The sequence below is a fragment of the Streptomyces sp. NPDC086766 genome (assembly GCF_044746005.1).
Classification (GTDB): domain Bacteria; phylum Actinomycetota; class Actinomycetes; order Streptomycetales; family Streptomycetaceae; genus Streptomyces.
Map to the genome: position 1 here is coordinate 82,667 of NZ_JBIVBI010000014.1, position 13,718 is coordinate 96,384.

10 protein-coding genes and 1 pseudogene are annotated in these 13,718 nt (G+C 71.8%); 10 read left to right on the top strand and 1 reads right to left on the bottom strand.

Annotation, left to right across the window (positions count from 1 at the left end; translation table 11 throughout):
• Window positions 1-22 precede the first annotated feature (22 nt).
• The 6 genes and pseudogenes from ACIPM1_RS24560 to ACIPM1_RS24585 form a co-directional block, all read left to right on the top strand.
• Window positions 23-395: pseudogene (locus tag ACIPM1_RS24560) on the top strand (glycogen debranching protein); the annotation flags it as partial.
• Window positions 396-542: 147 nt separating this feature from the next.
• Window positions 543-1,301: an NUDIX hydrolase gene (locus ACIPM1_RS24565; protein WP_356188285.1), complete on the top strand. Its 759-nt coding sequence runs from the start codon at window positions 543-545 to the stop codon at window positions 1,299-1,301.
• A gap of 182 nt (window positions 1,302-1,483) precedes the next feature.
• On the top strand, window positions 1,484-4,060 hold the full coding sequence (locus tag ACIPM1_RS24570) for an ATP-binding cassette domain-containing protein (RefSeq protein ID WP_402438069.1): 2,577 nt from the start codon (window positions 1,484-1,486) through the stop codon (window positions 4,058-4,060).
• 162 nt (window positions 4,061-4,222) lie between these two features.
• Window positions 4,223-5,110, top strand: a complete 888-nt coding sequence (locus ACIPM1_RS24575) for a FadR/GntR family transcriptional regulator (protein WP_402438072.1) — start codon at window positions 4,223-4,225, stop codon at window positions 5,108-5,110.
• Window positions 5,111-5,649: 539 nt separating this feature from the next.
• The gene (locus ACIPM1_RS24580) at window positions 5,650-7,191 is read left to right on the top strand and encodes an RNA polymerase sigma factor (protein ID WP_402438074.1); all 1,542 of its coding nucleotides are present in this window, start codon (window positions 5,650-5,652) and stop codon (window positions 7,189-7,191) included.
• Between the two features lie 123 nt (window positions 7,192-7,314).
• On the top strand, window positions 7,315-8,175 hold the full coding sequence (locus ACIPM1_RS24585; protein ID WP_402438077.1) for a S1 family peptidase: 861 nt from the start codon (window positions 7,315-7,317) through the stop codon (window positions 8,173-8,175).
• Between the two features lie 144 nt (window positions 8,176-8,319).
• Here ACIPM1_RS24585 and ACIPM1_RS24590 read toward each other — a convergent pair whose 3' ends face one another.
• Entirely contained in the window at window positions 8,320-8,550 is a 231-nt protein-coding gene (locus tag ACIPM1_RS24590; protein ID WP_402438080.1) for a hypothetical protein, read from the bottom strand.
• 439 nt (window positions 8,551-8,989) lie between these two features.
• Between ACIPM1_RS24590 and ACIPM1_RS24595 the strand changes: the two genes are divergently transcribed.
• The 4 genes from ACIPM1_RS24595 to ACIPM1_RS24610 all read left to right on the top strand — a co-directional run bounded on the left by ACIPM1_RS24595 (window position 8,990) and on the right by ACIPM1_RS24610 (window position 13,708).
• Entirely contained in the window at window positions 8,990-11,113 is a 2,124-nt protein-coding gene (locus ACIPM1_RS24595) for a type IIA DNA topoisomerase subunit B (RefSeq protein WP_402438083.1), read from the top strand.
• 197 nt (window positions 11,114-11,310) lie between these two features.
• Window positions 11,311-11,871, top strand: a complete 561-nt coding sequence (locus tag ACIPM1_RS24600; RefSeq protein WP_402438086.1) for a DUF1453 domain-containing protein — start codon at window positions 11,311-11,313, stop codon at window positions 11,869-11,871.
• Complete coding sequence (locus tag ACIPM1_RS24605) at window positions 11,868-13,019, top strand: sensor histidine kinase (protein ID WP_402438088.1); 1,152 nt, start codon at window positions 11,868-11,870, stop codon at window positions 13,017-13,019. The genes ACIPM1_RS24600 and ACIPM1_RS24605 overlap by 4 nt, the downstream gene beginning before the upstream one ends.
• On the top strand, window positions 13,016-13,708 hold the full coding sequence (locus ACIPM1_RS24610; RefSeq protein WP_402438091.1) for a response regulator: 693 nt from the start codon (window positions 13,016-13,018) through the stop codon (window positions 13,706-13,708). The genes ACIPM1_RS24605 and ACIPM1_RS24610 overlap by 4 nt, the downstream gene beginning before the upstream one ends.
• The last annotated feature ends 10 nt before the right edge of the window (window positions 13,709-13,718 follow it).

Genomic DNA, 13,718 nt, shown 5'->3' on the forward strand with positions numbered 1-13,718 from the left:
GCGCTGCTGGGGCGAGTGGCCCTGGCAGAAGCAGGCGGGCTCACTGCTTCGGGGCGTCCTGGCGGAGGCCGAGGCGTTCGAGCACCGGCTGTCGGAGATGTACCCGGGGGAGCAGGGCACCGGCGGAGGCGCCCCCGATGCCCCCGTTCCCCACCCGGCGGCCCTCTGCCCCCCCCGGCCACGTCGGCGGCGGCCGGGGTGCTGCTGCCGACCGTGCTCGTGGGCGTGCGCCCCGACGCCCCGGACCGGACGGTCAGGCGCCGCCCGGTGCGCTCGCACTGCTCGGAAAGAGCGGCCTCACGGGGCTGCGGGTCGCCGGTGCCCCCTTCTCCGGACGGGGCAGCCGACTCGGACTGGCCTTGGTCGAGGAGGCCGCTGACGCACTGCAACGGGGAGCGTGGCCTCGGGCGACGCGGCGCCGGATGGCGGGAGGAGAGAACATCGTGAGCGCCGTGAGAACCGTGACCGATCGAAACGGACCGGTCATGGACGCCCTTGACGGAGGGAGTGTTTATCGTCAGGCAGACGACTATGATCGCGGCATGCCCTACGACCCGTCAGCCTTTCCGCCTTTCGCCGTCACCGTGGACCTGGTCGTGCTGACCGTGCGCCGCCATGCCCTGTGCGCGCTGGCGGTGCGCAGGGGGGAGCCCCCCTTCCAGGGGCGGTGGGCGCTTCCCGGCGGCTTCGTACGGGCCGACGAGGACCTGTCGCAGGCGGCGGCGCGCGAGCTGGCCGAGGAGACCGGGCTGCGTGCCCACGACCCGACCGTTCCCGCCCAGGACAACGGCGCCCACCTGGAGCAGCTCGCGACCTACGGTGATCCCAAGCGTGACCCCCGCATGCGCGTCGTCAGCGTTGCCCACCTGGCCCTCGCCCCCGACCTTCCCGCACCCCGGGCGGGCGGTGACGCCAGCAACGCGCGCTGGGCGCCCGTCGAGGAACTGCTGCAGCAGGGCGGATACGGCCGGGACGGCGAGCCGGTGGCCCCGCTCGCCTTCGATCACGCCCAGATCCTGGCTGACGGGGTGGAACGCGCCCGCTCCAAGATCGAGTACTCGTCGCTGGCGACCGCGTTCTGCCCGCCCGAGTTCACCGTCGGCGAGCTGCGCCGGGTCTACGAGGCGGTGTGGGGCGTGGCGCTCGACCCGCGGAACTTCCACCGCAAGGTGACGGGCACGCCCGGATTCCTGGTGCCGACCGGGGGCACCACCACCCGCCAGGGCGGCCGCCCGGCTCAGCTCTTCCGGGCCGGAGGCGCCACCCTGCTCAACCCGCCCATGCTGCGCCCGGAGGTCTGACCGCCGCGCCCCGGCAAAGAGGGCTCGTCACGGCCACGGGGCGGCCCGGGACGGCCTGGGCCCGATCTCCCCGGCGATCTTCACCCTGAACGGCCGACCCGGGACCGAGATGTGGCACGGGCGGAGATCAACGCGCGTCGCGATACCCGAAAAAACGGACATAACGCGCTATCTTGCTACGGGTGATCCAGGCCTTCGGATTGACCAGCAACTCCCGCAAGGGCCTTCCGCCCGCCGTCGACGACGTCTCCTTCGAAGCGGGGGCGGGACGTGTCACCGCGCTCCTCGGAACGCCGGGGGCGGGCAAGACGACGACGCTCAGACTCATGCTCGAACTGCAACAGGGCCGCGGCATCACCTACTTCAAGGGCCGGCCCCTGCATCGCATCGCCCACCCGTCGCACGAGGTCGGGGTCCTTCTGGGCGATGTCCCGGGACACCCCTCCCGAACGGTCCGCGGTCACCTGCGCATGCTCTGCGCCGCGGCGGGCCTGCCGGTCCGGCGCGCCGACGAAGTGCTGGAGGTCGTAGGGCTCGTCAGCCTGCGCGAAGAACGGCTGGGCACCCTGTCGCGGGGTATGGACCGTCGCCTGGGCCTGGCCTGCGCCCTGCTGTCCGACCCGCACACGCTGGTGCTCGACGACCCGGCCGCCGGACTCTCCCCCCGCGAAGCCCGCTGGTTCCACGGGATGCTCCGCGCCCACGCGACCCAGGGCGGCACGGTGCTGTACACCACGGCCGACTCCAAGGAGGCGGCGCGCACGGCCGACCGCGTCGTCACTCTCGCCCGGGGCAGCCTGGTCGCCGACCAGGAGGCCGCCGACTTCGCCCGAACCCGGCTGCGCCCCCGGGTCGCAGTCCGGAGCCCGCACGCCACCCGCCTCGCGGCCGCCCTGACCAAGGAGGCTCGCACCGCCCGCCACTCCGTGGAGGTCGTGCGGGAGGAGGGCAACCGTCTGTCCGTCTACGGCAGTACGTGCGCCGTCATCGGCGAGACGGCGTTCCGCCACGGCATCCTCATCCACCAACTCGCGGACGAGGTGGGCGACATGGGCCCAGGTGCCGCTGCGGTGCCCCTGGACGGCGCAGCGGCCTCCGGCGAGCCTCGGTCCGCGCCGGCGCCAGCGCGGACGCCGACGGCCACCGGGCAGCGAAAGGTCCCGGTGAACGTCGTACGCGCCCCGGAGCAGCCGGCCTCCCGGCGCTCCGCCGCCGAAGCGGGCACGCCGGTGAGCGAGGACGCGTCCCCGGCCGGCACCGCCCCCTCCGGCGACGAGGCATCCCCGGCCTCGTCCGACGTGGCGTCGGTCGCCGCACACGCCGAGGACGCGTCCGCGACGGCCGCTGCCGCCGGCGCGCCGGTGACAGCACCGGCCCAGAGCGCCTGCTCCTCGGCCCCCCTTCAGGACGTCTCCGCCGCGGACCGCTCCGAACACGCCCCCGCAGTCCGTCGGTCCCCAGGCCCCTACACCGCCTCCCACCCCGCGGAAGCCCATTCCGTGGGCACCCCCGCAGTCGTCCGCCCCCAGGATTCGTCCGCGGCACCCGCACCCACGCAGTCACCGACGCCTCGCCAACCCGGGAACTCATCCGCGCCCGGGCGCCCCGCAGGCGCGTCCGCGACCGCCACGCCCGCGCAGTCACCGACGCCACGCCAACCCGGGAACTCATCAGAGCCCGGGCGCCCCGCGGGCTCATCCGCGACCGAGCGTGCCGGGAATTCGTCCGCGGCCGGGAATCCCGGGCGCGTGTCCGCGCACTCACCCGCGACCAAGCGCCCCGCGCCCCCCTCCGCTGCCGTGCGCCCCGGGAGCAACGGCTATCCCGCCACGACGCGGTCCGCGGGAGACGCGCCCACCACCCGCGAGGCCGACCCCGGCGCGTCCGGCGCGGCGACCGGGCAGCCCTCGATTCCGACCCCGCGCCCGGCGGAGGCCGTCGCGCCAGCTCTCTCCACCCCCCTGCCGCCTCCCATCGCCGTCCGGCCCGGCCCCCGCCCTCTGCGTCCCCTCCGCTACGAGCTGCGCCGCGCCGCCGGGATCAGCACGGGCTTCGTCATCGGTGCCGCCGCCCTCGTCGCCTCCGCCCTCACGGCCCTGGTCCTGGGCCGACTCGGTCACACGCCTCAGCCGCGCCTGCTGGTCGCGTGGCCGCAGCAGTTCCCCCTGCCGCCCACGGCGCTCGCCGCCGGTCTGCTGGGCGCCCTCTCCTTCGGCGACGAGTTCCGCCACCCCGCCCTCGCCGCCGACCGTGGCTCCGTGCCCCGCCAGCTGGGACTGCTGACAGCGAAGCTCGTCGTCGCGGCCGCCTCCGGGCTGCTGCTGGCCTTCCTCACGGTGGGCTGTGACGCCGAAGTGCTCTACCTCGTCTACGGACGGGAACTCACCCAGGTTCCCGGAGACTGGCTCTCCCCGGCGGCGAGTTGGGGCGGTCTCGTGGTGGGGTGCGCCTGGGCCGGCGTACTGGCCGCCGGTTTGTTCCGGTCCACCACCGCCGGGCTCGCCGCGGTGCTCGCCGTGCCGGTGCTCGCCGTGCCCCTGGTGGAGAAGGTCTCGGCGGGAACCACGGCCGGGGCCGCCGCCGGGTTCCCCCAGCGTCTTCGTGAATCGTTCCTGCTGCAGTGGCCCTTCGGAGGGGACCGCTTTGTGGCCGCCGTGGCCCAGGTGGTCGCCCAACCCGTGGGCGGCGCACTGACGTTGTCGCTGGCCACGCTGTTGTGCGCCTACCTGCTGACGACTTTGCGAAGCAGGATCGGGTGAGCGCCCTTCGCGCCTTTTCGGTCGTGCGGCGGGCACAACTCCCCGAGGGGTGCTCATTTCTTTTCGGTAAGGCGTCAATTGCGAAGGAGTGAGCGATCACCCTTTCGTGTGCTTTTCACCAAAGACCTCAAGGGAGTTGGAGGCGGCGCCGACAAAGGATCCGTGAGTACCCTTGCGCACACCATGATGACCGCCGCCCGCTCCTCAGACTCCGGCCTCGTCGGACCGGGCGGACTAGACCGCTACCCCTACGCCGAAGCGCCCGTCCCCGATCGCGTCGGCGCCCCCTCCTGGGAGGGGCCGGAACCGGAGCTGGGCCGCGTGGGCAGGCGTGCCGCGGGCAGCCGCGGCCGCGGACTGCACGGCCAGCTCGTCCAGCAGCTGGGTCAGATGATCGTTTCCGGGGATCTGGGCGCGGACCGCCCGCTGGTGCCCGAGGAGATCGGCCAGCGCTTCGAGGTCTCCCGTACCGTCGTCCGCGAGTCCCTCCGCGTGCTGGAGGCGAAGGGCCTGGTCAGCGCCCGCCCGAACGTGGGCACGCGTGTTCGCCCGGTCAGCGACTGGAACCTGCTGGACCCCGACATCATCGAGTGGCGGGCCTTCGGGCCGCAGCGCGACGACCAGCGCCGCGAGCTGAGCGAGCTGCGCTGGACGATCGAGCCGCTCGCCGCTCGCCTCGCCGCCGGGCACGGGCGCGAGGACGTCCAGCAGCGTCTCGCCGACATGGTCGAGATCATGGGGCACGCCCTGGGGCAGGGCGACGCGCTCACGTTCTCCCGCGCGGACGCCGAGTTCCACACGCTGCTCATCCAGATCGCGGGCAACCGCATGCTGGAGCACCTCTCCGGCATCGTGTCCGCCGCCCTCCAGGTCTCCGGCGGCCCCGTCACGGGCTGCGAGCGGCCGAACGAGACCAGTCTGGCCCAGCACGCGCGGATCGTCGACGCGCTCGCGGCCGGCGACGGCGCCGCGGCGGAGGCCGCCATGCGTCAGCTGCTCACGGTGCACCCCGAGGTCGAGCGCGTCGTCCCCGCGCCGCGCGAGCACTGACCCGCGCGGACGACACGGCCGGGCTCTGCTGTCCCCTCGAGCGGACGGCACGGCCGGCTGCACCGACCCTCAGCCCCACCGAGGCGCCGGACCGCCGCTCGCCGGACCTCGCCGGATCCTTTGTGCATCCGGCGAGGTCCGCGAGCGACGGTCGAGAGCGACCGGGGGCGTCGACCGGCCGGGAGCGGACGGCGAGTGAGTGGCGAGCGGCGCGGAAGCGGCTCGGCGGGCGGCTCCCGAAGTGAAGTCCGCAGGCAGGGTCCGGTCAGCGACGCAGGTGATCCCAATTGCCTGTATTTGACCGTTCTTGAGTGCTTACGGGGTGTGACTCGGGCCACGCAGATTGGGCGTAACGCTCGTGGAGACAGCGCGATGACCTAAGAGGTGACAGCCGCGGAGGGAATACGGACGCCGTTCACGGCGCTGTGCCTCTTCCCGGCCCCCGCCCGCGCCGTCGGCCCATCCCCAGGCCGGTGGTCGGCTCCTGTCCGCCGTGGACGGGGCCGGAAGCCGTTTTCCAACGTTCCGAGAGGTTGTTCGTGTCGGCCAGCACATCCCGTACGCTCCCGCCGGAGATCGCCGAGTCCGTCTCTGTCATGGCGCTCATTGAGCGGGGAAAGGCTGAGGGGCAGATCGCCGGCGACGATGTGCGTCGGGCCTTCGAAGCTGACCAGATTCCGGCCACTCAGTGGAAGAACGTACTGCGCAGCCTCAACCAGATCCTCGAGGAAGAGGGTGTGACGCTGATGGTCAGTGCCGCGGAGCCCAACAAGCGCACCCGAAAGAGCGTCGCAGCGAAGAGTCCGGCCAAGCGCACCGCCACCAAGACGGTCGCGGCGAAGACGGTGACCACCAGGAAGGCCACCGCCACCGCCACGCCGGCGGAGCCCGCCGCCGACGCGCCCGTCGAGGACGACGCCCCCAAGAAGGCCGCCGCCAAGAAGACGACCGCCGCCAAGAAGACGGCGGCGAAGAAGACCACCGCCGCCAAGAAGACGGCGGCCAAGAAGACCACCGCCGCCAAGAAGGACGAAGGGGAGCTCCTCGAAGAGGAGGTCCTCGAGGAGGCCCCGAAGGCCGGCGACGAGCCCGAGGGCGCCGAGAGCGCCGGTTTCGTGCTCTCCGACGAGGACGAGGACGACGCCCCGGCCCAGCAGGTCGCCGCGGCCGGCGCCACCGCCGACCCGGTCAAGGACTACCTCAAGCAGATCGGCAAGGTCCCCCTGCTCAACGCCGAGCAGGAGGTCGAGCTCGCCAAGCGCATCGAGGCCGGCCTGTTCGCCGAGGACAAGCTGGCCAACGCCGACAAGCTCGCGCCCAAGCTCAAGCGCGAGCTGGAGATCATCGCCGAGGACGGCCGCCGCGCCAAGAACCACCTCCTGGAGGCCAACCTCCGTCTGGTGGTCTCCCTGGCCAAGCGCTACACCGGCCGCGGCATGCTCTTCCTGGACCTCATCCAGGAGGGCAACCTCGGTCTGATCCGCGCGGTCGAGAAGTTCGACTACACCAAGGGCTACAAGTTCTCCACGTACGCCACCTGGTGGATCCGCCAGGCGATCACCCGCGCCATGGCCGACCAGGCCCGCACCATCCGTATCCCGGTGCACATGGTCGAGGTCATCAACAAGCTCGCGCGCGTGCAGCGCCAGATGCTCCAGGACCTGGGCCGCGAGCCCACCCCGGAGGAGCTGGCCAAGGAACTCGACATGACCCCGGAGAAGGTCATCGAGGTCCAGAAGTACGGCCGCGAGCCCATCTCGCTGCACACCCCGCTGGGCGAGGACGGCGACAGCGAGTTCGGTGACCTCATCGAGGACTCCGAGGCGGTCGTCCCGGCCGACGCGGTCAGCTTCACCCTGCTGCAGGAGCAGCTGCACTCGGTCCTCGACACCTTGTCCGAGCGCGAGGCGGGCGTCGTCTCCATGCGCTTCGGTCTCACCGACGGTCAGCCGAAGACCCTCGACGAGATCGGCAAGGTCTACGGCGTCACGCGTGAGCGCATCCGCCAGATCGAGTCCAAGACCATGTCGAAGCTGCGCCACCCGTCGCGTTCGCAGGTGCTGCGCGACTACCTCGACTAGGTCGCTGCCGTACGGCTCCGAAGGCCCGGTTCCCCTCAGGGGGCGCCGGGCCTTTGTGCTGCGGCCCGCGCCGCTCTGGATCACTCTGGGTGTTCGATGACTTCCCAGGAGTGAGGAATGTGCATGCGAAGCCGTATTGCCCGGGCACTGGCCCGGCCGCTGGTCATGGCGGCCGCCACGGCCGCGATACCGCTGGTGAACGCCGCCCCGGCGGCCGCCGACGGCGTGGTCGTCGGTGGTACGCCCGTAGACGTGTCCGTGAGTCCGTGGGCGGTGGCGCTGTCCAGCCGTGACCGGTTCGGGGGTACCCGCGCCGGACAGTTCTGCGGAGGTGTGGCCATCGGCCGGACCACCGTGCTGACGGCCGCCCACTGCATGGCCGAGGAGGTCGTCGGCGCGCCACCGACACCCGATCTGAAAGTCATCACAGGGCGTACGGATCTGCTCTCGGACGAGGGCAAGGAGGTCTCCGTACGCAGCGTCTGGATCAATCCGAGCTATGACGGTGCCACCAACGCCGGCGACTTCGCCGTGCTCTCCCTCGATGAGCCGCTGCCCCAGAGCTCGGTCATCGCGATGGCGGGGCCGGGCGACCCGGCGTACACGCCGGGCACCGGCGCGACGGTCTACGGCTGGGGGGACACCACCGGCGGCTCGGCGTATCCGCACACCCTGCACGCCGCCGGCGTGCACATCCTGTCCGACGCCCGGTGCCGACGGGCGTACCCGGGCGGGGTCGACGGCACCTACATGCCGCAGACCATGCTGTGCGCGGGGGAGGAGGCGGGGGGCAAGGACGCATGCCAGGGGGACAGCGGCGGGCCGCTGGTCGCCGAGGGGCGGCTGGTGGGCCTCGTGTCCTGGGGGAGTGGCTGCGGACGGGCGGGGAGCCCGGGGGTCTACACCCGCGTGTCCGAGGTCGTACGGACGCTGAGCGCGGGAACCGGCAAGAACAAGACGCCGCACGGGTCCCGCCAGGGCTGACGGGGATCGGCGGGGCGTGACGGTGAGCGAAGGATCACCGACGCCTCAGGTGCGCGACGGCCACGTGGACGGGCGGCCGCTCCTGTGTGAGGAGTGGCCGCCCGTTCGCCGGCCTGCGCCGGCAGTGGCTCGTCGTGCGAGGTGTCAGCGCTCTTCTTCGGACACGGAAGCGGGAACGGTGGTGAGGCGCTCCGTCTCGTCCTGTATCTCAGCGGCGATCTTCTTGAGTTCCGGCTCGAACTTGCGGCCGTGGTGGGCGCAGAAGAGCAGTTCGCCGCCGCTCGCCAGGACGACGCGCAGGTACGCCTGGGCGCCGCAACGGTCGCAGCGGTCAGCGGCCGTCAGCGGGCTCGCGGGGGTCAGAACAGTAGTCACGTCGCCTCTTCTCTAGCTCGACGAGCTGTCGTACCAGGGTCAACATCCAACCAGCCCCAAACGTTCCCGCTCGTGGCTTTCTCTCGAAAAAACTTTCCGAGACGTCGGCTGCTGCCGGTTTGGCGGCGAATGTGCCGTATTGCGTTTCTGTGTGTCTTACGGTTTCGCGCGGTCGGTCATGGATCGGTCCTCCCGGCCGGGTTGCCGGTTGTTCATGAGGACGTGCCCGGAGCCTAAATGGTTCATGCCTGGAAGGGAACGTGATTCGTGCTTCACTCCATCGAAGGATCGAACATCCATACGACTCTCTACTACTCTGGGTCTCAGCCGAGGGTTGCGTTGCAAGGGCTCTACCAGGCCTCGGTACCCTCTGAGCGGCTACCGATGCCGCGCCCTCACCCCGCAGGGCCCACTCGAAATTCAGCGAGGAGCGAACCGCGTGACCGCCGAGACGTCCGTGCCGTCCACAGCTCTGCTGGCAGGAGCAGACCGGGACGGTTCCAACTACACCGCGCGGCACCTGCTCGTCCTCGAGGGGCTCGAGGCCGTACGCAAGCGCCCGGGCATGTACATCGGCTCGACCGACAGTCGCGGTCTGATGCACTGCCTGTGGGAGATCATCGACAACTCCGTGGACGAGGCCCTGGGCGGCTACTGCGACCACATCGACGTGATCCTGCATGACGACGGCTCCGTCGAGGTGCGGGACAACGGCCGGGGGATCCCGGTCGACGTCGAGCCCAAGACCGGCATGTCCGGCGTCGAGGTCGTCATGACCAAGCTGCACGCGGGCGGCAAGTTCGGCGGCGGCTCGTACGCGGCCTCCGGCGGTCTGCACGGCGTCGGCGCCTCCGTGGTCAACGCCCTGTCCGCCCGCCTCGACGTCGAGGTGGACCGCGGCGGCCACACCCACGCCATCAGCTTCCGGCGCGGCGTCCCCGGCGCGTTCACCGGCACCGGGCCCGACGCCAAGTTCGAGGCCAAGGGCGGCCTGCGGAAGGCGAAGAAGATCCCCAAGACCCGTAACGGCACCCGGGTGCGTTACTGGGCCGACCGGCAGATCTTCCTCAAGGACGCCAAGCTCTCCCTGGAGAACCTGCACCAGCGAGCCCGGCAGACGGCCTTCCTGGTGCCGGGCCTGACCATCGTGGTCCGCGACGAGTACGGGCTGGGCGAGGGCGGCAGCAAGGGCGAGGAGTCCTTCCGCTACGACGGCGGCATCAGCGAGTTCTGCGAGTACCTGGCCAGTGACAGGCCGGTCTGCGACGTCCTCCGCTTCACCGGGCAGGGCACCTTCAAGGAGACCGTCCCGGTCCTCGACGACCACGGCCAGATGACGCCCACCGAGGTCACCCGTGAGCTCGGCGTGGACGTCGCGCTGCGCTGGGGCACCGGCTACGAGACGACCCTCCGGTCCTTCGTCAACATCATCGCCACCCCCAAGGGAGGCACCCACGTCGCCGGCTTCGAGCAGGCCGTCGCCAAGACGATGAACGAGGTGCTGCGGGCGAAGAAGCTGCTGCGCGTCGCCGAGGACGACATCGTCAAGGACGACGCCCTCGAGGGCCTCACCGCGGTCGTCACGGTCCGCCTCGCCGAGCCGCAGTTCGAGGGCCAGACCAAGGAGGTCCTCGGCACCTCGGCGGCCCGCCGGATCGTGAACACCGTGATCAGCAGGGAACTCAAGGCGTTCCTGACCTCCACCAAGCGCGACGCGGCCCAGCAGGCCCGCGTGGTCATGGAGAAGGCGGTCGCCGCCGCACGCACGCGCATCGCCGCTCGGCAGCACAAGGACGCACAGCGCCGCAAGACGGCCCTGGAGTCCTCCTCGCTGCCCGCCAAGCTCGCCGACTGCCGCAGCGACGACGTCGACCGCAGCGAGCTCTTCATCGTCGAGGGCGACTCGGCCCTCGGTACGGCGAAGCTCGCACGGAACTCCGAGTTCCAGGCGCTGCTGCCGATCCGCGGCAAGATCCTCAACGTCCAGAAGTCGTCCGTGACGGACATGCTGAAGAACGCCGAGTGCGGGGCGATCATCCAGGTGATAGGAGCGGGCTCCGGCCGGACCTTCGACCTGGACGCGGCCCGCTACGGCAAGATCATCATGATGACCGACGCCGACGTGGACGGCTCCCACATCCGCACCCTGCTGCTCACGCTCTTCCACCGCTACATGCGGCCCATGGTCGAGGCGGGCCGGGTGTTCGCCGCGGTGCCGCCGCTGCACCGCGTCGAGCTGATCCAGCCGAAGAAGGGCCAGGACAAGTACGTCTACACGTACTCGGACCGCGAACTGCGCGACAAGCTGCTGGAGTTCCAGAGCAAGGGCATCCGCTACAAGGACTCGATCCAGCGGTACAAGGGCCTTGGCGAGATGGACGCCGACCAGCTGGCCGAGACGACCATGGACCCGCGCCACCGCACCCTGCGCCGGATCAACCTCTCCGACCTGGAGTCCGCGGAGCAGGTCTTCGACCTCCTGATGGGCAACGACGTGGCACCCCGCAAGGAGTTCATCGCGAGCTCCGCGGCGACGCTGGACCGCTCACGCATCGACGCGTAGCCGCTCCGCACGGCGGGTGCGAGGTGCCGGGGGAGTCCTTCTCCTCCCGCCTCCACCCGCGGGTGGAGAGATTGCGTGCGCCGGCTCCACCCTTGATCCACCCCGGCTCCGATCATCCGGCCCGCGGATTTCCGTAACGTCGAAGGCGTCGGCGGCACTCGGCCGCCGGCATCCCTCTTCCGTGCACGGAGGCGCCGATGTCCGGGCTGGTCAACGCGCTGGTGATCGTGGTCGTCGCCGCCCTGGTGATCGCGCGGCAGTTCCGCGCCCGCCGATTCGACACCGGTCGGCGCTGGTGGCTCCTGCCCGCGGTCCTCGCGGTCGTCGCGCTGCGCGATCCCGGCATGGTCGACGTCCGCCACCGCACCGAGTCCGTCGCGCTCCTCGCCGCCGAGGTCGCCGTCGGCCTCGCCATCGGCGCCGGCTGGGCCTGGACCACCCGTATATGGGTGGAGGCGGACGGCACCGTATGGACCAGGAGCGGCAGGGCCGGCGCGGCCGTCTGGATCGCGGGCATAGCCGTGCGCGGCGGCCTCTTCGGACTCGGTGTGCTGCTGGGCGTGCGTCAGAACAGTTCCGCCGTGACCCTCGCCCTCGCGGGGACGCTGCTGGTCCGCTCCGCCGTCCTGGCCTCGCGGACACGGGCCCTCGCCACGGCGGAGGTCCGTGTCCCGTCCGACCTCCGCGCCACGGCGGACGTCCCTGCCGCGGCGTACCGTGACGCCATGCCGCGGCCCGCGTGGAAGGAGCGCGTGTGACGCTGAACGTCTGGACGCGCTGGCCCTCGCGCGAGGCGCTCGGACGCGTGGGGATCTCCCGGGCGCGGCGGTTCCTGGCACTGTTCGCGAGGTTGCTGGTCCTGGGCATGCTGCTGTGGGGCGTCTTCACCGGAAGTCACGTCCACGGCTGGGCCGCGGCCGGGGCGGCGGTGGGCCTGCTTGCGGCCGCCCTGGCCTCCTGGGCCTTCTTCCGCACCACGCTCGATCACAGACTCCGGCCGTCCCTCGCTCTGGTCGCCGCGCTCATGGCCATCGGGGCGGTGGCACAGCTGACCGGCTTCCGGGTGCCGGCTCTGGTCCTCTGGTGCGGCTGCGCCGTGGTGTCGCTTGAGCGGCTGCCCCTGGCCGCCGCCCTGCCGGTGGCGTCGGCAGCCCTCGCCACATACGCGGCGGTCGACAGCGACCCGTGGCTGACCACCGCCGCCACCACCGCGGGACTGGCCCTCGCCGGATACGTCCTCCGTCTCGACGCGGAGGCCCAGGGCCAGGCCCAGCGGCTGCTCGTCCAGGAGCGGGCGGCGCGGGCCGCGGAGGCGGAGTCGGCGGCGCTGGCGGAGCGGGCCCGGATCGCCCGGGAGATCCACGACGTACTGGCCCACAGCCTCTCGGCGCAGCTCGTGCACCTGGAGGCCGCCCGGCTGCTGATCGAGCGGGGTGCCGACCGGGAGCAGATCCTCCAACGGGTGGTGGCGGCGCGGGGCATGGCCCGCGACGGCCTCTCCGAGACCCGGCAGGCGCTGTCCGCACTGCGCGGGGAGCTGACCCCGCTGGAGGACTTCCTCAACGGGCTCGTAGGGATGAACGACGGTGCCGAGGTCACCGTCACGGGTGAACGCAGACCGCTGCCGGCCGAGGCCTCGCAGACCGTGCGCAGGGTCGCCCAGGAGGCGCTGACCAACGTCCGCAAGCACGCCCCGGGCGCCCGGGTCCGGGTGCGGCTCGAGTACGGCGAGCACCACGTCACCCTCGCCGTACGGGACATGGGCGGCACGCCGGGGGAACTGACCGAGGCCGGAGGGGGGTACGGTCTGCTGGGCATGCGCGAGCGTGCCGAGCTGCTGGGCGGCTCGCTGGAGGCAGGGCCGCACGAGGAGGGTTTCGCGGTGACGCTGAAGGTGCCGGTATGACGGAGGAGGCCGGGAAGAAGCCCGCGCGTGTCGTCGTGGCGGACGACCAGACCGTCGTCCGCGAGGGCATCGTGATGCTGCTGGGGCTGCTGCCCGGGATCGAGGTCGTCGGGTCCGCGGGCGACGGGGACGAGGCGGTGGAACTCGTCGCCGAGCTGGCCCCGGACGTGGTCCTGATGGACCTGCGCATGCCCCGCTGCGACGGCGTGGAGGCCACCCGGCGGATCCGCTCGGACCATCCGGGGACGCAGGTGGTGATCCTCACGACCTTCGCGGACGACGACTCCCTCTTCCCCGCCCTCGCAGCGGGAGCCCGCGGCTACCTCACCAAGGACGCCGGCGGGGACGAGATCGTCCGGGCCGTGCAGAGCGTGCTGTCCGGGGACGCCGGATTGTCCCCCGGCATCCAGCGGCGCCTGCTGGAGCGGCTGGCCGAAGCGCAGCCCCCGCCCGCCGCCCCGGCCCCGGCGCCGGACGGGCTCACCGCGCGGGAGACCGAAGTGCTGGAGCTCATCGCCGACGGCCTGAGCAACCAGGAGATCGCCCGCCGGCTGCACGTATCGACCGCGACCGTGAAGACCCACATCAACAACCTGTTCGCCAAGACGGGCCTCAAGGACCGCGCGCAGGCGGTCCGTTACGCCTATGCGAAGGGGCTGGTCCGGCCACCGACCCGGCCGATCACCTAATGGGGTGAAG